Origin of the sequence: Advenella mandrilli (assembly GCF_016595155.1) — a bacterium.
Lineage (GTDB): Bacteria > Pseudomonadota > Gammaproteobacteria > Burkholderiales > Burkholderiaceae_B > Advenella > Advenella mandrilli.
Genome location: NZ_JAENGP010000007.1, coordinates 80,182 through 99,893, shown reverse-complemented (window position 1 = coordinate 99,893; position 19,712 = coordinate 80,182). Strand labels below are relative to the sequence as shown.

The 19,712-nt window shown below is 49.3% G+C and carries 20 protein-coding genes; 11 read left to right on the top strand and 9 right to left on the bottom strand.

All coding sequences use genetic code 11. The features are described 5' to 3' along the window. Nucleotides 1-5 precede the first annotated feature (5 nt). From radC to JHL22_RS07350, 9 genes are all read left to right on the top strand, one after another. Nucleotides 6-683, top strand: coding sequence for a RadC family protein (gene radC / locus JHL22_RS07390; protein WP_200235513.1), 678 nt, complete (start codon nt 6-8; stop codon nt 681-683). A gap of 162 nt (nt 684-845) precedes the next feature. After that, nucleotides 846-1,166 (top strand): hypothetical protein, encoded by a 321-nt coding sequence (locus tag JHL22_RS07385; RefSeq protein WP_200235511.1) that lies wholly within the window; start codon nt 846-848, stop codon nt 1,164-1,166. A 180-nt stretch (nt 1,167-1,346) separates the two neighbouring features. Then, nucleotides 1,347-1,613: a type B 50S ribosomal protein L31 gene (locus JHL22_RS07380; RefSeq protein WP_200235509.1), complete on the top strand. Its 267-nt coding sequence runs from the start codon at nt 1,347-1,349 to the stop codon at nt 1,611-1,613. Nucleotides 1,614-1,744: 131 nt separating this feature from the next. Continuing rightward, entirely contained in the window at nt 1,745-3,487 is a 1,743-nt protein-coding gene (locus tag JHL22_RS07375; RefSeq protein WP_200235506.1) for an ArnT family glycosyltransferase, read from the top strand. Nucleotides 3,488-3,492: 5 nt separating this feature from the next. Next, nucleotides 3,493-4,902: an MATE family efflux transporter gene (locus JHL22_RS07370; RefSeq protein ID WP_200235505.1), complete on the top strand. Its 1,410-nt coding sequence runs from the start codon at nt 3,493-3,495 to the stop codon at nt 4,900-4,902. Further along, nucleotides 4,880-6,070, top strand: a complete 1,191-nt coding sequence (locus JHL22_RS07365; RefSeq protein WP_234041178.1) for a multidrug effflux MFS transporter — start codon at nt 4,880-4,882, stop codon at nt 6,068-6,070. Before JHL22_RS07370 ends, JHL22_RS07365 begins: the two co-directional genes overlap by 23 nt. A gap of 331 nt (nt 6,071-6,401) precedes the next feature. Then, nucleotides 6,402-6,638, top strand: a complete 237-nt coding sequence (rpmB, locus tag JHL22_RS07360) for a 50S ribosomal protein L28 (RefSeq protein ID WP_200235503.1) — start codon at nt 6,402-6,404, stop codon at nt 6,636-6,638. Between the two features lie 47 nt (nt 6,639-6,685). Next, on the top strand, nt 6,686-6,853 hold the full coding sequence (gene rpmG / locus JHL22_RS07355; protein WP_200235501.1) for a 50S ribosomal protein L33: 168 nt from the start codon (nt 6,686-6,688) through the stop codon (nt 6,851-6,853). Nucleotides 6,854-7,102: 249 nt separating this feature from the next. Beyond that, complete coding sequence (locus JHL22_RS07350) at nt 7,103-7,318, top strand: DUF2061 domain-containing protein (protein WP_200235499.1); 216 nt, start codon at nt 7,103-7,105, stop codon at nt 7,316-7,318. Here the strand turns inward: JHL22_RS07350 and JHL22_RS07345 are convergent. After that, a complete protein-coding gene (locus JHL22_RS07345; RefSeq protein ID WP_200235497.1) occupies nt 7,315-8,196 on the bottom strand; it encodes a LysR family transcriptional regulator in 882 nt (293 codons plus the stop codon). The genes JHL22_RS07350 and JHL22_RS07345 overlap by 4 nt on opposite strands. Before the next feature lie 98 nt (nt 8,197-8,294). On the opposite strand from JHL22_RS07345, the gene JHL22_RS07340 reads away from it, so the two are divergent. After that, complete coding sequence (locus tag JHL22_RS07340; protein ID WP_200235496.1) at nt 8,295-9,350, top strand: YeiH family protein; 1,056 nt, start codon at nt 8,295-8,297, stop codon at nt 9,348-9,350. On the opposite strand, the gene JHL22_RS07335 is transcribed toward JHL22_RS07340, so the two are convergent. From JHL22_RS07335 to JHL22_RS07310, 6 genes are all read right to left on the bottom strand, one after another. Further along, the gene (locus JHL22_RS07335) at nt 9,347-11,137 is read right to left on the bottom strand and encodes an aminopeptidase P family protein (RefSeq protein WP_200235494.1); all 1,791 of its coding nucleotides are present in this window, start codon (nt 11,135-11,137) and stop codon (nt 9,347-9,349) included. The two genes, JHL22_RS07340 and JHL22_RS07335, sit on opposite strands and share 4 nt — an antisense overlap. A 184-nt stretch (nt 11,138-11,321) precedes the next feature. Further along, the gene (locus tag JHL22_RS07330; RefSeq protein ID WP_200235492.1) at nt 11,322-14,816 is read right to left on the bottom strand and encodes a hypothetical protein; all 3,495 of its coding nucleotides are present in this window, start codon (nt 14,814-14,816) and stop codon (nt 11,322-11,324) included. Next, the gene (locus tag JHL22_RS07325; protein WP_200235490.1) at nt 14,813-15,304 is read right to left on the bottom strand and encodes a zinc ribbon domain-containing protein; all 492 of its coding nucleotides are present in this window, start codon (nt 15,302-15,304) and stop codon (nt 14,813-14,815) included. Before JHL22_RS07325 ends, JHL22_RS07330 begins: the two co-directional genes overlap by 4 nt. A gap of 45 nt (nt 15,305-15,349) precedes the next feature. After that, nucleotides 15,350-15,970: a hypothetical protein gene (locus JHL22_RS07320; protein WP_169294129.1), complete on the bottom strand. Its 621-nt coding sequence runs from the start codon at nt 15,968-15,970 to the stop codon at nt 15,350-15,352. A 42-nt stretch (nt 15,971-16,012) separates the two neighbouring features. Beyond that, the gene (locus tag JHL22_RS07315) at nt 16,013-16,375 is read right to left on the bottom strand and encodes a zinc ribbon domain-containing protein (RefSeq protein WP_169294128.1); all 363 of its coding nucleotides are present in this window, start codon (nt 16,373-16,375) and stop codon (nt 16,013-16,015) included. A 15-nt stretch (nt 16,376-16,390) separates the two neighbouring features. Beyond that, a complete protein-coding gene (locus JHL22_RS07310; RefSeq protein WP_200235488.1) occupies nt 16,391-17,557 on the bottom strand; it encodes a zinc ribbon domain-containing protein in 1,167 nt (388 codons plus the stop codon). Nucleotides 17,558-17,829: 272 nt separating this feature from the next. Between JHL22_RS07310 and JHL22_RS07305 the strand changes: the two genes are divergently transcribed. Beyond that, nucleotides 17,830-18,207 carry a DUF423 domain-containing protein gene (locus JHL22_RS07305; protein WP_200235486.1) on the top strand — a complete coding sequence of 126 codons (378 nt, stop codon included), beginning with the start codon at nt 17,830-17,832 and terminating at the stop codon, nt 18,205-18,207. Between the two features lie 117 nt (nt 18,208-18,324). Here the strand turns inward: JHL22_RS07305 and JHL22_RS07300 are convergent, their stop codons facing one another. Both JHL22_RS07300 and JHL22_RS07295 read right to left on the bottom strand, forming a co-directional pair. Next, complete coding sequence (locus JHL22_RS07300) at nt 18,325-18,978, bottom strand: 3-oxoacid CoA-transferase subunit B (RefSeq protein ID WP_200235484.1); 654 nt, start codon at nt 18,976-18,978, stop codon at nt 18,325-18,327. Between the two features lie 11 nt (nt 18,979-18,989). Further along, complete coding sequence (locus JHL22_RS07295) at nt 18,990-19,688, bottom strand: CoA transferase subunit A (protein ID WP_200235482.1); 699 nt, start codon at nt 19,686-19,688, stop codon at nt 18,990-18,992. Nucleotides 19,689-19,712 lie beyond the last annotated feature (24 nt).

Below are 19,712 nucleotides of genomic sequence, written 5' to 3'. Positions count from 1 at the left end.
CTGTTATGTCAACTTATCGCTTTATTTCCGACCAGGAACGCCCAAGAGAGCGTCTGATCAGTCATGGCCCCGAAGTGTTAACCACCCCCGAACTGCTTGCCATTGTACTGCGAACCGGCACCAGCGGCTGCGATGCCGTTAATTTTGGAGCCCGTCTGTTAAACGATTTTGGTGGGTTGCGTAACCTGCTGGCCGCAGACATTGCCCTGCTGCAAAAAGTAAAAGGCCTGGGCGATGCCAAAACCTGCCAGTTACTGGCTATTCATGAACTGGCCAAACGCTCCCTTGAAGAAGAGCTGCAATCGCGCAGCGCCCTGGACCACCCGCATAAAGTCAAGGCCTATTGCAGCAGCAAACTGGCCCACCTGAAGGTGGAGCACTGCATGGCGATTTATCTGGACACCCGCTATCGCCTTATTTGCAGCGAAGAAATATCACAAGGCACACTTTCCCAGGCTTCAGTTTATCCCAGAGAACTGGTCAAGTCATCGCTTAAACATCACGCGGCGGCTGTCATTATTGCCCACAATCACCCCTCGGGCATTCCCGAACCCAGCATGGCGGACATCTCCCTGACCAGGCATATTCAAAAAGCGCTGCAGCTGGTGGATATCAAACTACTGGACCACCTGATTGTGGCGGCAGACAAAGCCGTTTCCCTGGCAGAAAAGGGCCATGTATAACCCATTTTTAACTTTACCACCCTGAAAAACAGTGGCTCCCTGTGTATCGCAATGGTTTTCATCTTAATTGTCATTCACATGACGGTTAAACTCATATATAGTGACTATGGTTAACTTAATTATTTATTTATTTTTACCTGACATTAAACGTGAGAGATCAATATGCGCTGTGATGTTACCTTTATTTTTAGCCCAAAAGAATCTCTGGAAATCAATACCAGTATTGAGCACGGCCCCGAGAACATGGAAAAGTCCCGTGAATGGATTAGCAACAAATGGGAAGAACTGGGTTGTGAACCCTTAAGGCCCAGTGGCAAAGTGCTTTTGCTGGACCGCATCCTGGCCATTACAGACACCCTTGGCCATGACTGGTTAAGCGACAACGAAGAAGCAGCCGAAGATCTGGCCCGTCATTGCGCCCTGTCGCTTGACTCGATGCGAGTGGTGGTAGACCTGCCCGGCATGTCCATTCACTCTTCCTGACCCTTAACTGTTGCAAATTCACGACTTTATTGCAGGCCATTGCCCGGCAACATCTTGCCTGCATTTGGCAAAAAAGCAGGCATTCAACAAAACTGTGGTAAAATTTGCTCCTGATTTTTTGGATACGTTGCTTTCAGGATAGACTGAGAGCTGGCGACCCGTTTAACCAAGGAAACCCCCATGAAAGAAGGTATTCACCCCGATTACCGCGAAGTCGTTTTTGTCGACTTGCAAACCGGTACAAAATTCATCACACGTTCAACTGTTAACACTCGTGAAAACATTGAACTGGACGGCAAAACATACCCATTGTTCAAATGTGACGTAACATCAGAATCTCACCCATTCTACACAGGCGCACAAACACGTATTGTTGAAACCGGCCGCGTTGAAAAATTCCGTGCCCGTTTTGCCCGTACAGCAGGTACATTGAAAAAATCTTCTTGATTCTCGCGGCAAATTTATTTGCCCAAGCAGATTTTCTTCAAAAAAGCAGCCCTTGATAAAGGCTGCTTTTTTTATGGTTTAATAGGCCTCAATCCGATTGCTAAATCCAACACTACTAATATCTGCATTCCGTGTCTTTACTCCAACAAACCACTCCTGCCCGTCTGACCGAACCGGCCACACGTAAACTTCCCCGACTAGCCTTGCTTATTGTCGGGGTATTATATATTTTTGCCGGGCTTTTTTTTCGTGACCCCTGGAAAACCGATGATCTGACTGGCTTGGCCACCATGCTGGACGCCTATCGCGAATCGGCCTGGTTATTACCCCAGATTGGCAATTTTGCCTTTGCCCAGGAAGGCCCTCTGAGCACCTGGATAGGCGCCATTTCGATTGCCATCTTCAGCCCTTTGTTCAGTTTCTTCACCGACCCGTTAAGTGCGCAAATCACCGCCGCACGCCTGCCCAATATCCTTTATTTTTTCCTGCTTTTGTGGGGGATATGGCATGGTACTTACTTACTGGCCCGTCGCCCTGAATGCCAGCCACTGCCTCTGCCGTTTGGTGGCGAACCTCACCCTCGCGATTATGGGCGCATGCTTGCCGATGTTGCCTTCCTGTTCATTATTGCAACGATTGGCATCATTATCCCCATTCACGAAACCTCACCGTTTCCGCTGCTATTGGCCCTGTTTTCCATCGCCTTTTATGGCTTTGCCAGAATGCTGGACCATCCTATCCAGGGCAGCGTTATTCTTGGCTTGAGCTTGGGTGGCACCCTGCTTACCCACGGTTTTATCGGTGCTGCTCCCATTTTATTCATGATTGCCTGCGCCCTGGTTTCCACGGTTTACACAACCCGCAACAAACTGGCCTTCCTGATTGCCATTTTTCTGGGTGCTGGCTGCTTTCTGGCCTGGTTCATCCCCGCCAAGGCAAGCAATTCTTATTGGGCCTCAAGCTGGTTATACTGGAATTACTCTTCGTTTGGTTTCAGCAGCCTCCAACTCTTCTTCAAATCACTCAGGGATCTGCTCTGGTTTACCTGGCCCACCTGGCCCTTTGCCTTAATCGCCCTGTGGAATTGGCGCAAGTGGCTCAGAGCTCCTCATATTTTCATACCGGGCACCATGGCCTTAGGCAGTTTTCTAACCATTGCCTTGGTAAAAAGCGCCTTTGAACCCGAATATGCCATGCTTACCGTTCCGTTTGCGGTATTGGCGGCCATGTCAATTCCGACCTTGCGCCGTGACATTATCAATACCCAGGACTGGTTCTCTATCATGATCTTGTCCCTGTCGATGATTGCCGTCTGGCTTGGATGGATTGCCCTGCATTTTGGCTGGCCAGAACAAATCAACCACAACATTACCCGTCTGTTAACCGGCTATGAACCACAAATTTCACCGCTGGTTGTTATTGCCGCCCTTGCCGTGAGCATACTCTGGTATTCAATGGTGTCATGGCGCTTGCGAATCAATCCGCAGGCTTTGTGGCGAGGCCTGATCCTGTCAGCAGCCGGCCTGACCTGCACCTGGCTCCTTCTAGCCCTGTTATGGCTCCCTTCCATTAACTACAACCGCAGCTACAAGCTGGTTTCCAATGAACTTGCACAAGCTCTTGAATCCTATGTAAAACCGGGTGAATGTGTCCGCGAACAAGGTTTTGGCATGGGGCAACGGGCCGCCTTACGGGTTTTTGACAACATTACCTTTACCTATGACTCGGCTTGCAAACTGGTTTTGCTGCAAACCACCCGAAAACACCTCGAAGCGCAAACCCTGCCCTATACCGACAATACCCGTATCCTATGGCAAGGCTCACGCAAATCCGAACGCGATGAAATTTTCCTGCTTTTGCGCCTGGATAAATAGTTTTCATGTCCCTTGACAGCAAATCCGGACTTTCTTTTTCAGGCAGCCTTGGCTATATCCTGAAACAGGCCTGGCCTATCCTGATCAGCCAGTGGGCAGGTATTGCCTTTGCGGTCATGGATAGTATGATGCTGGGGCACTTCAGTCCCGATTCCCTGCAGGCCATGGCGCTGGCTACCTCTATTTTCCTGACGGTTAACATAGGGCTGATGGGGGTGGTGCATGCCCTGATCCCCATTTGCGCCCAATTGCTGGGTTCAAATAAAAAAGAAGAAATAGGCCGTATCTGGGGGCAGGGCCTGTGGCTGTCCTTCACACTTTCATTAGTGGGCGGACTGGTTTTATTGTTTCCTGATGTCTGGTTATCCATGTCCGGAGATGTGCCGGCTCATGTGCGCGATGAAGTCGCCATTTACCTGCGCATTATTTTTATTGCCTTGCCAGCGTCCCTCATGTTCCGGGCGGTTTATGCCTTATGCACCGCAGTCCAGAAACCCAAACTGGTCATGCAAATCAATCTGTTCAGTATTGCATTAAAAGCCCTGCTGAACTGGCTGCTTATTTTTGGCCACTTTGGCCTACCCGCACTGGGTAGCGCAGGTGCCAGCACGGCCACCGCCATCGTTTCGTGGCTAATGTTTTTCGCCGGCCTGTGGATTTTGTTCAATAATCCCTTTTACCGTCAATTCAATTTGACGCTGGGCCGCCCACAACGCAAATACCTGACCGAAATCCTGAAGCTGGGCATTCCCATGGGTGGCTCTTATCTGGTAGAAGTGAGCGCATTTACCTTTATGGCCCTGCTCGCGGCACGGGAAGGCACATTTGTCTCCGGTGGCCACCAGGTATTATCAAACCTGACTGCCATTTTGTACATGATGCCCCTGTCACTGGGCATTGCCACCTCTTCCCTGACAGCCCGTGCAGTAGGTGCCAGAAACTTCCGGTTTGCCCATCAAATAGCCATGAGCGGGTTGCTGCTAAGTCTAATTGGCGTAGGCCTCAGTATTACAATTGTCTTACTGGGCAAACCGCTTATTATCAGGGCCTACACATCAGACCCCCAGGTCGCGCTGGTCGCCGGTGCCCTATTAACGATTATTCCCCTGCTACATTTTTCCGATGCCATGCAATGCATGATTTCCTATATTCTTCGCGCCTATAAAATCGCCGCGATCCCTTTCATTCTGCAAACCGTATTATTGCTGGGACTGGGCCTGGCGGGCGGCTGGTACTTCGGTTTTGGCAACGGTGTTGGCTTTTTGCGCCCCCTAAACCATCTACTCACACCTGGAGCCCCCGTTGGGGTCTCCAGTTTATGGATCATGTGCAGCCTTAGTCTGCTGATCTGCGCGTTTTTTTTACATATCTGGTATTGGAAAGTTATATATTATGCAAAAAGAAAGTCTTGGTAATAAGATCCCGTTCTGGCTGATCCTGATGGCCCTGATTACCGCCCTGGGACCCATCACCATTGATATGTATCTACCCACCTTCCCGGATATTGCCCAGGATCTGCAAGTATCATCACACGAAATTGAACTCACTGTTTCTTCCTATCTGCTGGGCTTATCTGTGGCCCAGCTCTTCATTGGCCCCATTACCGATCGTTATGGCAGAAAAAAGCCATTGCTTTTCGGGCTGGGCCTGTACCTGCTGGCCACCATAAGCTGTGCCCTTGCCCCCTCTTTTGACATGCTCCTGGTATCTCGCACGCTTCAAGCTTTTGGTGCAGCGGCCTGCATTGTCATACCCAGAGCGGTTATCAGGGATCACTACAGCACCCAAGAGGCGGCTCACGCCCTTTCATTGCTCATGCTAATCATGGGACTGGCGCCGGTCCTGGCCCCCATGGCAGGCAGCTTTCTGGGTCCAATTATTGGGTGGCGTGGTTTATTTGCGGTCATGCTGGTCGTTGCCGTACTGTTAATCATACTTTGTATTATTAAGCTTGAAGAGTCGCTTAAACCTGAAAACGCAGTCAAACTAAGCGCAAAAACCATCAGTAGCAACTATTTCGGCTTGCTGCGTCATCGCAACTTCATGGCCTTCGCCCTTTCGGGTGGCCTGGGCATGGCCGGTTTGTTTTCCTTTATTGCCTCTTCCCCCACTATTTTCATTACCCAGTTTGGCATTGCCCCCGAAAATTTCGGTTTCTTTTTTGGCCTGAATGCCGGGGGTTTAATCCTGGGATCTCAAATTAGCGTTCGCATGCTGCGCAAACACCCCTCATTTAGCGTTCTTAAAATAGCACTGCTGCTGGGCCTTGGATGCTGCGCTATCGGCCTGCTGCTTACCTTGACAGGCCTGATGAACCTGTCCCTGTTTGTTATTTGTATGTTCTTCTTTAGTGCCTGCCTGGGCGTGATCAACCCCAACGCAACGGCACTGGCTTTAAAAGAGCAAGGTGGTCGTCTGGGGGTTGCCTCGGCCTTGATGGGCTGCATGCTATTCCTGTTTGGCACACTTACCAGCAGCCTGGTTAGCAGCTGGCAAACCGGCACCACACTGCCATTATTTACCAGCCTGTTTGTGTGTATAGGCATTTCATTTATTTGTGGAAGATTCGTTGGACGGGCCTAAAAGCCTTAACCCATTTTGCACAGACCGCTCCGGCCATGCATGGGGAAGATTGGGCGCGGGAATACGCAAAAACCGGATTAAAAACCACATATTTTCCTTTATTTATCATGGAAATACACAATAACTTGCTAACAACATGATTTTCATATTAGAATTAATGGCTTAGCTTATTGGACAGCATATATAAATGCCTAAGATGGGTTAGTACGGCAAAACCGCAACCCATTTAGTCAAAAACATAAATTGGTTAGCTACATTTTGCCGAAAACATTTTTTTCAGAAGGCTGGCCCGAGCCAAAAATCTGGCCTATAACTTAACGAGGTGTTAATCATGGCTAAAGTATGCCAAGTAACCGGCAAGCGCCCCATGACCGGTAATAATGTTTCTCACGCTAACAACAAAACCAAGCGTCGTTTCCTGCCTAACCTGCAGTCTCGCCGTTTCTGGGTTGAAAGCGAAAACCGTTGGGTTCGCCTGCGCGTATCCACCAATGCACTGCGCACCATCGACAAAAAAGGCATCGACGTCATTTTGGCCGAAATGCGTGCTAACGGTCAATCTGTTTAAGCCTTGGGCGCTTAAATATTTTCTGAATTTATTCCCAGGAGCTTAAAATGGCAAAAGGTATTCGCGAGAAAATCAAACTTGAATCTACAGCTGGCACAGGTCACTTCTACACAACGACCAAAAACAAACGCAATATGCCAGAAAAAATGTTGATCAAAAAATTTGATCCCGTTGTTCGCAAACACGTTGAATACAAAGAAACAAAACTGAAATAAGCTTTGTTATCTTGCAAAAACAGCCCTTTTAAAGGGCTGTTTTTGTATCTGCTGCATTAACGTCACAACCATTCCTATTACACCCCATATTCGCCCTGACTCCCCAATGAGTCAGGCATTTAAATACATACAATTAATATAATCCAATATTTAATTAATTTTATCTATTATAAAAATAAGAAATCTCCATTTTACTTTTCAAATAATAATGATTATCATTTAGATCATGGATTGAGCATGGAGAATAAAATGATCATCATCGAAAAAATAAGCCAGACACTGCTTCACATGAGCGTCGCTTTCACCGTTACCTTTGTTTTTACCGGTTCTGTATCAATAGGGGGGATAGCCGCTTTGGTAGAACCCGTGTGCAATGTACTTTTATTACCCTTACATGACCGGGTCTGGAAAAGAATACGCCGACGCCTGGGGAAAAACACCCCAAACGCGGTCCTGGCTGGCTAAATACCGGCCATGGACAAAAAATTATCCATTAAACGCCCACGATAGCGCTGTTTATGATAAATAATAGACAGTTTTCTGTTCAGATTCAGAAAAGGCGTTTCAAGCCGCTTTAACCGACCTGATTCTATCGCGTAAGTAACCGCCACCTTGGGCAAAAAGGCAATCCCCAGGCCGGCAATCACCGCCTGCTTAATGGCTTCCACCTGCCCCAACTCCATCACAATATGCCCCTGCGGCAAACGAGCCAGCTCCCTCTCACACAACAGCCGGGTTGCAGAACCCTGTTCCCGCAAAATCCAGCGCTGGTTTTCAAAATCGCTTTCCTGCAATGCTGTTTTCAATGCCAGCGGATGATCAGGCCTGGCGCAAATCTGCAGTTGATCATCACGCCATGCAAGAGCCTCTATATCTTGATTAATCACTTCACCTTCTATGCAAGCCACATCCAGCGAGTGTTCCATAATTCCCTTAACAATTTCATCGCTATTGGCCACTTGCAGATGCACCGTAACCGCTTCGTGTTGATTGACAAAATTGCCCAGCAAGTCACCCACCAAATAATTACCCACGGTATTGCTGGCCCCCACCCTGAAATTCCCCCGCAAAGTATCCTGGGCGTCACCGGCCCGCTGCTCCAGCTCACGCATACGCTCCAGGATTTCCTGGGCCAGTGGCAGCAAATCTTTACCTTTCTGATTCAGAAAAAGCCGCCCCTTGTCACGATCAAACAGGGAGGAACCCAGTTGTTTTTCAAGTTCTGCCAAGGCCATGCTGGCTGCCGGCTGGGTTAAGTGCAATACCTTGGCGGCGGCCTTGACACTGCCCTGCAGGGTAATGGCCACAAAAACTTCCAGTTGTTTGGGACTGAATGAAATCATATAAATAATCCTTATTCTATTTATAAATTATATTATCTTTATTTATATTAAACAAAGGTTTAATATACCTATAATTCATAAACATATAAATATTTATTATGTTAGCCTATAACACCGTTAATTCTCCCCTTGCCTCATCAAGCAGCAAGCCGGGTCTGTTCCGAAAAAAAAACAGCCTGATCCCGGGACTCTTGCTTACCCTGGGCATTGCCATAATTGCCTGGTTTGCCGGCAAACAGTTCCCCGTTATTGGCGGTCCGGTTTTTGGCATTGTGCTAGGCATTATTTACAGCAATGCCCTAGGGGTAAGAACCGTCATGCAGCCTGGCATTACATTTACCAGTAAAAAAATCCTGCAATGGTCTGTGATTTTACTGGGATTTGGTCTTAGCTTTGAACAAATTGTCAGCACCGGTGGCGAGTCTCTAGCCGTTACCTTCGTGACGGTTTCGGTGGCGTTCATCAGTGCCTTGTTATTGGGAAAAATACTGGGTATCCATGGCAAATTACGTACGTTAATCGGGGTCGGTACGGCCATTTGCGGCGGCTCGGCGATTGCGGCCATTACCCCCATCATCAAACCCGAAGATCATGAAACCGCCTATGCCATTTCAACCATTTTTCTTTTCAATGTGATTGCTGTTTTGCTGTTTCCTGCCCTGGGGCATATGCTGCAATTAAGCGATTACGGTTTTGGCTTGTGGGCAGGTGCCGCCATTAATGACACCTCCTCAGTGGTTGCCGCGGGCTATGCCTACAGCCAGCAGGCCGGCGATTACGCCACCATCGTCAAGCTAACCAGAGCCACGCTAATTATTCCCATCTGCCTGTTCCTGGTTTTTCTTGAAGTCTGGCGCCAGAAAAAAAATGACATGCCCCAAGTCACGTTGGTCAAAATATTCCCTTGGTTTATCCTTTGGTTTTTGGTGGCCTCAGGAATACGCAGTACTGGTCTGCTGCCAGAAGCCCTGCTGCCCTGGCTGTCTGGCGCCGCCAAATTCATGATTATCATGGCACTGAGTGCGATTGGTCTGTCCACCAACCTGCGCAAAATCGCCAGCACCGGCATACGCCCCATTCTGCTGGGACTGGGCGTATGGATCGCGGTAGCGCTTAGCGCATTACTGGTTCAATATGGCATGGGCCAGCTTTAAACTGGTTGGGTTCTTTCCAGCAACCATTGCAAGGCTGCCCCTTCCACCAAAGCTTGCAGCCTGTTTCTTACCTGCTCATGATACTGGTTCAGCCAGTTTATCTCGGCCTCATCCAGCAAGTGGCGCGCAATGCAACGGGTATCAATCGGACACAGGGTTAAGGTTTCAAATTGAAGAAAGAGGCCAAATTCGCTTTCCTGCGCAAGCACATTGCACACCAGATTTTCAATCCGGATACCCCATTGTCCGGGACGGTACAGCCCCGGTTCATTGGACGTAATCATGCCTTCCTGCATACCGGTATGCAGATTACGGTAGCCACGATGGGAAATCCCCTGAGGCCCTTCGTGTACATTCAGGAAATAACCCACGCCATGTCCGGTACCGTGACCAAAATCAAGCCCCTGCTGCCACAAGGGCATGCGGGCAATCGGATCTAACAGCGGCGCCGGAAACCCAACCGGAAAAACCGCCCGCGACAAGGCAATCATTCCCTTGAGCACCAAGGTGAAATCCGCCTTTTGGGTATCGGATACCTGTCCAACCGGTACCACCCGGGTAATATCGGTAGTTCCATTCAGGTATTGCCCGCCAGAATCAATCAATAACAGGCCATTGCCTTCAATCACCGCATGCGATTCGGGAGTAGCCCGATAATGGGGCATGGCACCATTGGCGTTGAAACCGGCAATCGTGGCAAAACTGGGGCAGACAAAATGCGCTTGCCGCGCCCGGGCGGCATTAACTTGCTCATCAATGGTCACCTCGGTCACGACTTCACCATTGGCCATGGCCTGTTCAAACCAGGCAAAAAACTCACACAGTGCAGCACCATCGGCCTCCATGGCCTGACGCACATTCTGGATATCAGCCGCAGTTTTACGTGATTTGAACAACTGGGACGGGTTCAGCGCCTCTACCAGCTCCAGGCTGGCTGCCGCCTGGCAGATGCCAATGGTGGTGCGCGCCGGATCAATCAAGAGTTTCACCTTGTCTTCAAGCCCGGCCAGCCCCTGGGTGATTTCATTGTAAGGCCTGATCAGAATCTGTTCAGCCACCAGCTTTTCAGTCAGGGCCGGATTGAGCTTGGCCTCATCCACAAACAGCTCGCACTGCTCGGGGCCGATTAGCAAATACGACAGAAACACCGGATTATATGAAACGTCAGCGCCACGTAAATTCAAGATCCAGGCAATATCATCCAGCGATGAAAGCAGATGCCACTGCGTCCCCAGGCTGGCCATCTGCTTGCGCACCAGCGCCAGTTTGTCTGCCCTGCTTTGCGATACAAAAGGCACTTCATGTTCATACACTGCCTCTACCGGCAAGGCGGGTCTGTCAGGCCAAATATTGTCCAGCAATTTTTCATTCCAGGAAAATCGCAGCGATACCCCCTCAAGGGCCGCCTGCAAATCATGGGCGGCACGCATGCTTAGGGTAAAGCCATCGGCCCCAACCGTCATGCCGGCCTGCAATTCGCTGCACAGCCAGTCATTCAAATCCGGTACGCCATCCTGCCCCTGTCGCATCAGGACAATCTCACTGCCTTCAAGCTGGGCCAGGGCCTGCTCCCAGTAGCGACTGTCGGTCCATAAACCGGCAAATTGAGCGCTTACCAGCAGGGTTCCCGCCGAGCCGTCAAAACCACTCAGCCAGGTGCGGGCCTGCCAGTGTTCAGGCAGATATTCGGATAAATGCGGATCGGCGGATGGAATAATATAAGCATCAATACCGCGTTTTGTCATCTGTTCGCGCAATAGCGCAATTCTTTGTTTGAATAGATTCATTTTTTCAACCAACAAATCAGCAAGCCGCCCACCCGTTAAGGGTGAGCCGGCACAATAAATAAAATACGTTTTTCGTCCATCCTGCTCATGATAAACAAACAGGGCTGCTTACAGGCCAGATACACCCACAAAGCAGCACAAAAACGCCATGAACCCGCCTGTTTAGGTACATAAACGGACCATTCTATCCAATCTGGCGTACCACATTTCCCAGCGCATCCGCAAAGGTCGCTGGCGTAAAGCCCAAGGCTTCGAGACTACTTTCCAGATCGGTCAATGAAACCTGACTATCAATATCCAACTGACGGCGACACATTTCCACCGAGACACGCAACCTTTCAGGAATTTTGCTGGCCTGTGCACCGCCTCTTCTAGCCACATCCCTTGGGTTGATGCCGTTATCAAACTGTTTGGTCAGCTGGCGATAGCCCTCCATTTTCTGGCCCACAGCATCTGCCAACATCCGCTGCCGGTTGGATGGGTCAGCAATATTCACGGCTTTTTCCAGCAGTGCATGGCCCCGCTCAAACCACTCCTTACCTTTATTGGCAACCGTTGTCGCGACTTTATCAGGATTGTCCAGCGCCATGCCATGATAGGTTTTATCCAGCATTTTCTTCAGGTCAGTGCCATAGCTTTCGGCATGACCCAGCACGTCTTCAATAACGGTTTGATCGGTTTTTTGGCCATAACGACCCGAAAAACCCGCATCCTTATTCTTGAACCCTTTTGAAGCCTCAAAGAAACTGTCGTTATAGATCTGTTCGGTCATGCCCTGATCAAAAAAGACATGTTCGCCTTTGGAGTTAACATAATAGGCGGTCCAATCACGATCGATTGTGGTTTTCCTGCCGCGCTGCATAAGCGACTGTGAAGAGGAACTGGCATTCAGAATTTGAATTTTAGCTGTCGGAATCCCCGTTATGGAAGCGAGCTTTTCTTTGGCAAGGGTGTCGGCACGGTTGTAAAACACACCCAATGTTTCATTAAATGATTTACGCACGGAATCCAGACTTTCATCTTTATAATTCTGCAACGCATACATGGCCAACTTGTTTTGCTGAACGCTGATGGTCATGTCATTAAGCAGTTTTCGATTGGCTTCGCTGGGGTTCAGCTCGAATTGCCAGGCCGCAGCCTGTAAATTCTCCACTTGCTGTTTGGCAAACAGCTTGCCTTCACGTAGCGCCTCATCCAGCTCGATTTGGCCGGCTGTCTTGCTTAATCTTCTGCGTCCGGTTTCCAACAGCAGGCTTGCCTGGCTGGCCGCCTGCTTGCCGGCCTTGACAGAGTCCTCAATCGCGGTACGGGTATTCTTGCCACTGATTGCGGTTGTGAAGCGTGCCATACTATCAGCGACATTTTCTTTCGCTTCACGCATGGCTCGCTTCGCTTCAGGACTGCCGGCCACTTTTTTAAGTTTGTCCAAACCGGCATTCATTGCCTTGTCGGAAAGATACTCAAGAGTGACAACTTTAACGCCCACATAAAAGGCTCCCCAGGCGCTATCACCACCGCTATCCACATACGCTTTCATATCGCGCGCCACTTCCAGGGAAGTAAAGACCACATCAGAGCAACCCAATGTAGTCACACCCAGTGCCATGCGCCCCATAAAGCCCAATGATTCTTCAAGGGATTCTGCCGTTTGCAAATAGCTTTCTATATAAAGCTTCACTTCATCGGCAAAGGTCACGGTCTGGGCCTGTGCATTGGCCCCAGCAACAGTTCCTTGCAAAAAACCACCCCAGGTCTGCTTGACGATTTCCACTTGCCGGGCGTCATAGCCATAAGCTTCGTCATAACCGTCCAGCATGACATCGATGAACTTAACCAATGGAAACAGCTTATTCAGGTAGTTCATCTCCCAAATCAGGGTACGAATATGTAGCAGACGTTCGGTGATGTACGCATCCGCTTTCAGCATCGCCATACCGTCTGCCATATCCCTGGACTGGCGCAAAGGCTGGGAACACAGCAGCACTTCTTTTTCAACAATGTACTTTTCATCACCATATGTAGTGGCAAGACGCACCTTGACCCTGAACCGGCTGGGTGCATCCAACGCACCTTTGCAACAGCGAAAAATCAAGGCACGACCTCCTCCTGTCACCTCGTCCATCATTTGACATTGAATGGCGAGCTTTTCCAGCATCGGCTGATCAGCCTCGTGCACGGCCTGAAGCTGGAAGTCCAGACTGTCAGGTGCAATCTGCAAAAGGCTATGGGCTTGCGGATCCCAATCAAACAGCGTGATCATCGCCTTGGACTCGGCAGGCACATACTGCTTGTCTGCCACCGTAAACAGGAATTTATTGCTGCGATGTTTATGCGAATCATAGGGTTCAACGTAGCAAGCCATCGAACTGATATCCAGCCTTAAGCCCATGTTAAAGCGGTAAATCGGTAGCGTTCCGGTAATGTTTTGCTCGCCATTAACTGCCTTGACTTCCAAGGTATACGAGTCATAGTCACCGGCCTGGCCAACCGTCTTTTTCTTCTCGGTAATGACGGCATAATAAAGACCGGGCTGGTCTGCGGCCTCGACGATAACGCTGTACCCGTCATCGCGGATAATACTGGCCGTTACCAGCGCCTCTTTGCCCATACCCAACACGGCAAAAGGCAGACGTTCTGTCTTTTCGTGACACGCAGGCAATGTCAGATTATCTTGCGCAAAAACAATTTTCTCTTCTTCAATCTGGAAAACCACATGGTTGGTAAAGCTGCCGCCGTCAGTCTTGAAGCAAAATGACACCCGGGCCTCGGCGGGGATTTCACCACTGGCAAGGGCTTCTACATGCGCCGCTTTATAGTCGCCCGCCATGCTTTCGCCACTGATGTGCAGGCCATCGGGCGAGCTGATGCTGATTTTTGCAGTCAAATCATGACGGGAGCTTTCGTGGCCATCAGGGTTGATTTCAACTATGCGGGCGTATATCGGGACTTTTTTGCCAATGACCAGCGTGTTGCCGAAATCCTTGCGAATTCGCATTTCATAGCGATTGGGGTTGTCCTCGGGCGCTTCCTTTTCTTCATTTTGTGGTTTCTTTTTGCGCCTGTTTCTACGCCAGGCAGCGGCTGCACCGCCCCCGATAAGGATACCCGCAATAGCGGCAGGAATCAGGATACCGGTTTCGCCAGCACTTTCATCGGCGTCGGTGGTGACCTCGGCATGGACAGCATCAGTCACTTCAAGCCAGAAATTGAACGTGAGCATGCTGCTGCCTCCCCAATAGGTGTTCTCCAACACCTTCCGCATTTCGCTATAGGCCGACTTGTCGTTATAAGTTTTGACCCAGCCATCATTTACTTTTTGCGATATGTCCAGATCCAGCTCATAAAAAATTGCTGGCTTACCATGATAATCACGGCCAAGTTCCAGTTTGAGCCACCCGCTGACTGCATGCCAAGGCTTAATGTCCGTCACAAAGCGATCAAACGTAATTTTGACCGGCTCACCCACCTTCAGGGTCACATCATTTAATTTTTTATGGGTGCCGTCCTCATCAGGATGCTTACCAGTTTTGGAGGTAATATTCACAAAACGAAGTTTCACCGATTCAAGACCACGACCGTCTGCCAGTAATTCCTGTGCCTGAACAGGATAAGAAAATACGAGTGCAAACAGCACCCCCAGCAACACCCATAAAAAAGAACGCTTTTTAGTGCCTGTCATTTCACTATCCTTTTAGCCAGCTCACGAATCACATGGGTGAGTAGCGACTTTTGCGCCTCTGAAATGGAAATACGCATTTCACCTGCTTTGTCGGACGCGCTAACCGTCTGGTCAAGCAGCGCTGACAAAGCCTTTTTCGCCAAATGGGCGGCTTCTTTTTTCACTGCCGGGGCTTTTTCTGTGGCTTTTTCTTCGCCATTTTCTGTTGGGTGCTCTTTTTGAGCTGCTTCAACGTTAGGTGGCAGATCACTCACCTCCACAGAAACAACCGGCTCACTGACAGGAATGTCAACCGTTAATGCCTGCCCGACCCTGGCACCGCATTTCGGGCAAAATTTCATCCCTGTCTTCAACGACTCACCACAGCGCTCACACCGTATTTGTGCGGGTGCAGTTTGCGCAATTCCCGGCAGGGCATGGCCACATTTCATGCAAAATTTGGCACCTTCGTGCAACGCGGTTCCACATTTCATACAGAATTTTGCCATTACCCCACTCCATTCCCGTTAAAAAAACACCTTGTCAGACCCTGCTCAGGGACGCGTCATGGCCACCAAGCCGTCAGTACCATCAGGCAACGTCAGGGTACCCACCGCATATTGCGCCCCTTTGTAAGAATAGAACTGCTTGATACTAAGATTCATCGGGCCATACCCGTATAAAGTCCCATTTTTCCAGTTCATGTTCAGCACCGTGTCTTCCATACTGGTTTCATCAATGTCCTGATCGCCTGCAAACATATGAGACCAATCAAGGATCACGGCACCATTACCCTCTGCCCCAGACAAGGTGAGTGTTAGGAAATCGTACAGCCGGCCCGTGTCTTTACCCTCGGGGTCATAAATAAACAGGCATTTCCAGTTTGCGGCAAGGTTGTTGAAATCGGTTTCTTTAATAGCCCCTTTGGGTACACCGTTCTTTTCAACATCATTTAAATACCACCGAAAATCCTCAATTGAGGGCCGTTCAGTGGTGGAAAGACTGATTCCGTTAACCGGACGGTTTTGCGTTGCCTGTGCCTGTGCAGGCTGGGCAAACAAAATGACACCCGTCACCATCATGACTGTACCGGCCATGATTGCTTTTGCAACTGTACCGGCTTTTTTCTGACCGACATTATTGGGCCGGTTTTCTTCACTTTTTTGACTATACATGAGTTTTCCTTTTTGCTTGATTGCTTGATTTAGCAGGCCTGATCAGTTCAGCTTTGCACCACATTCATCACAAAAGTTGGCGCCAGGCGCAAGACGATGACCGCATTGGGAACAAAAGCAATTGTCTGTTGAGGCTGAATAAACATCGGGCAGAACAGTGTCTTTTTCAGCATTCGCAATAAACAACCAGTCTATATCTTCTGCATCTTCGCAAAGACCGATTGAGCCGCCTGAGGACACCAGATAAAAGTTATCCTCATCGATCGGGTCTTCTTCATCGCTGGTTTGGGCAAGTGGCAGCAGACTTTCTTTCTCATAGGTCTCACTCGTATTGGCAAAATGCCAGCCATCAGACAGGGTAACGGCATATTCGGCGGCTTCCCGCAGGGAATTGAAGGGTTTCATGGAAATGTTCCTTATTTATTTGAATAGTAAATTGTCACACCGTTTGCAACGATCATTCTTGATGGGATTCATCATTGAGCAAACATTGCAATAAATAATGCGATCTTTCGATTTGTCATATTTCTCATAGGTACCAAAGGCCGGATGGTAACGCACACGATCACCCACGGCCAGATAGTCATACATATAATTTCTGCTGCCCTTTTCAACAATTTCTTTTTTCTTTCCGTCCTGGGTCCTGATGACAGTCATATACTCGATATAGGTACTGTCACTGCTGTCCTCACTGCTTCGGCGTTCACTGCGTTCTTTACGGGTTTTATCCTCTACAACCCCTTCCCACATTGGCCTGCTGGCGCGGCGAAGCGCGAACAAATTCACGATAAACATGACCAGCGCAATACCCACACCAATGACGACCGCCTCTGTAAAAGGCAGATCCTCAACCAGAAGGCCTGCAACCGGAAAGCCGATGAGCGGCACCAGTGTGAGTACCCACAGACAGCCAATGCCGGTTTTACGGTTTTTTCGGGCAGCCTCCAAGATGTCAGGGTGATCACAATAATTGGAAAAACCCGCCCTGACGGGAAAATTGGGGAAACCCGACTCTGGCGCGGGCATGGCCTGCCCGTCGCGATCAGCACCGGCATTCAAAATCCGGGTGCCACAATTTGTACAGAAGACAGCGTCTTTCACCAGGGCTTTACCACAGTTTGTACAAAACATTTGTGCGTTATTCCTTAGTTTTACAGGATGGTGGTCTGGTTGCTTTACCGGCCGCCGGTTTGTTTTTTTCTGCCGTTTTACTGTCCCGCTCACCAGCAGTAGCAAAAGCAGGTAAGCCAGTGGAGCAAAAGTATGGTAAATGATAGCCAGCGCCCCCATCTCATCAAAATCGCTTAGCGCACTGGGTTTATTGATATAAGGAAAGAAAGGCAAATAAAGAATTCGCTCAGCCCGCGTGCCCCCCTTTGGAAGGCGTGGCCAGACCTCATCGCTGGCATAAATGACATACCCCCGGTACTGCTTTCCATTCGCGGTAAAATAGTAACCTTTGGAAATCGTGCGGGAACGGTTTTGCCCTGCGCTCCGGTCATCAAGGCGACTATCATAACTGTCTACCGTACCCATCGTGGCCTGTCCCCAAAGCCCCAGAGCAAGCGTACTCCAACTGACATACATGGCAAATAACAAACAGGCGTATATCAACAACAGTATTGGTAAAGGGATGTTATTGTTTTTTATCTTTGTCACAAAGCAGGCCTCGCCAAAGCAGTAAGCATGGAAAAAAACAGGCTCCCATCCATGGCTAAAGAAACTTAACATTTAATATATTTACAACAAGATACACCAAGCCGTGATGGGCGTCAGCCAAAAAAACCAAACCATGGAATTTTTTAACCGATCAGCTTATAGTGTTTCCTGCTTTTTATTGTCATTTTAAGGAAGTAGCCATGAATGCCCGTTTTTATCTTGTTTTCGCCGCGCTCAGTTGCCTGGTTTCCGTTACCTTTGGCGCTTTTGGTGCCCATGCCCTGAAAACGATGGTAAGCCCCGAAAGACTAACGGTATGGCATACGGGTGTGCTGTATCAAATGACGCATAGCCTGGGTCTGTTTATGCTGGTGGCCGCAAGCGCCCATCTTGCGCCGGTCTTGCAAAAATGGGCGGCCCGCTTTCTGACGGCTGGCATTGTGATTTTTAGCGGCAGCCTTTATTTATTGGTATTAACCAACACGCCTGTACTGGGTGCCATCACCCCGATTGGCGGAGTAAGCTTTTTACTTGGCTGGTTATTGCTGGCCCTGGCCGCCTGCAAAAAACAGGCATAAAAAACCCCGCACACTGCCAGCAGCAAGACGGGGTTTTTGTTGTTGTGATCGCATAAGCGACTAATTGCTTAGCTTTGCTTTGAGCAAGTACAGGCCAAGGCAAAGCAATCGCTCACCTTAAGCGAAAGCGGAAACATCCACTTTCACACCGGTTTTGGACTGCAGTTCCTCAACAGTGACGCCCGGCGCCAGTTCAAGCAGTTTCAAACCATTTTCAGTGACTTCCAAAACGCCAAGATCAGTGATGATCATGTTAACCACCCCCAAACCGGTTAGGGGCAAGGTGCATTCAGGCAAGATTTTAAGGTCTTCGGTACCGTCTTTCTTGCGCGCAACGTGCTCCATTAAAACCAGTACCCGGCCAACACCCGCTACCAGATCCATCGCGCCCCCCATGCCCTTGACCATTTTGCCTGGAATCATCCAGTTGGCCAGATCGCCCTTTTCAGAAACCTGCATGGCACCCAGGATGGCCAGGTTGATTTTGCCACCACGAATCATGGCAAATGAATCGGCCGATGAGAAAAAGGAAGAACCGGGCAAGGTAGTAACGGTTTGTTTGCCCGCATTAATCAGATCAGCATCAACCTCATCTTCGGTTGGAAAAGGGCCAATGCCCAACAGGCCGTTTTCAGACTGCAACCATACTTCAACGTCTTCGGGAACATAATTGGCCACCAAAGTAGGTAGTCCGATTCCCAGGTTGACATAAAAACCATCTTGCAATTCTTTGGCAGCACGCGCTGCCATCTCTTCACGACTCCAAGCCATTCTTGTTCTCCTTATGCCTGACGGACAGTGCGTTGTTCAATGTGCTTTTCCGGATTCTCATTCAGCACAATACGATGCACGTAAATACCGGGCAAATGTACCTGATCGGGATCCAGTTCGCCGGTCTCTACAATTTTTTCTGCTTCAACTATCGTGATTTTGCCGGCCATGGCAACGTTGGGATTGAAGTTGCGGGCTGTTTTACGGAATATCAAATTGCCGCTGCGGTCGGCAATATGGGCTTTGACCAGCGAAATATCGGGGGTCAGTGAACGCTCCATGACATAATTATGGCCATCAAACTCACGAATTTCCTTGCCTTCGGCAACCAGGGTACCTACCCCGGTACGGGTAAAGAAAGCAGGAATACCTGCCCCGCCAGCACGCAGTTTTTCAGCCAGGGTTCCTTGCGGTGTAAACTCAAGTTCCAGTTCGCCAGACAAATATTGCCGTTCAAACTCTTTGTTTTCACCTACATAAGAGGCAATCATCTTTCTGATTTGCCGCGTAACCAGCAACTGCCCCAGCGCAAAACCGTCGGTACCGGCATTATTACTAACACAAGTAAGGTCTTTAACGCCGGAGTCCCTGAGCGCAGTAATTAGCGCCTCGGGAATGCCACATAAACCAAACCCCCCCACTCCTATCATTTGTCCATCAGCGACAATGTCCTTTAAGGCCAGGCTGGCGCTTTGATACACCTTATCCATCTATTTTCCTTCGTATTAAATATA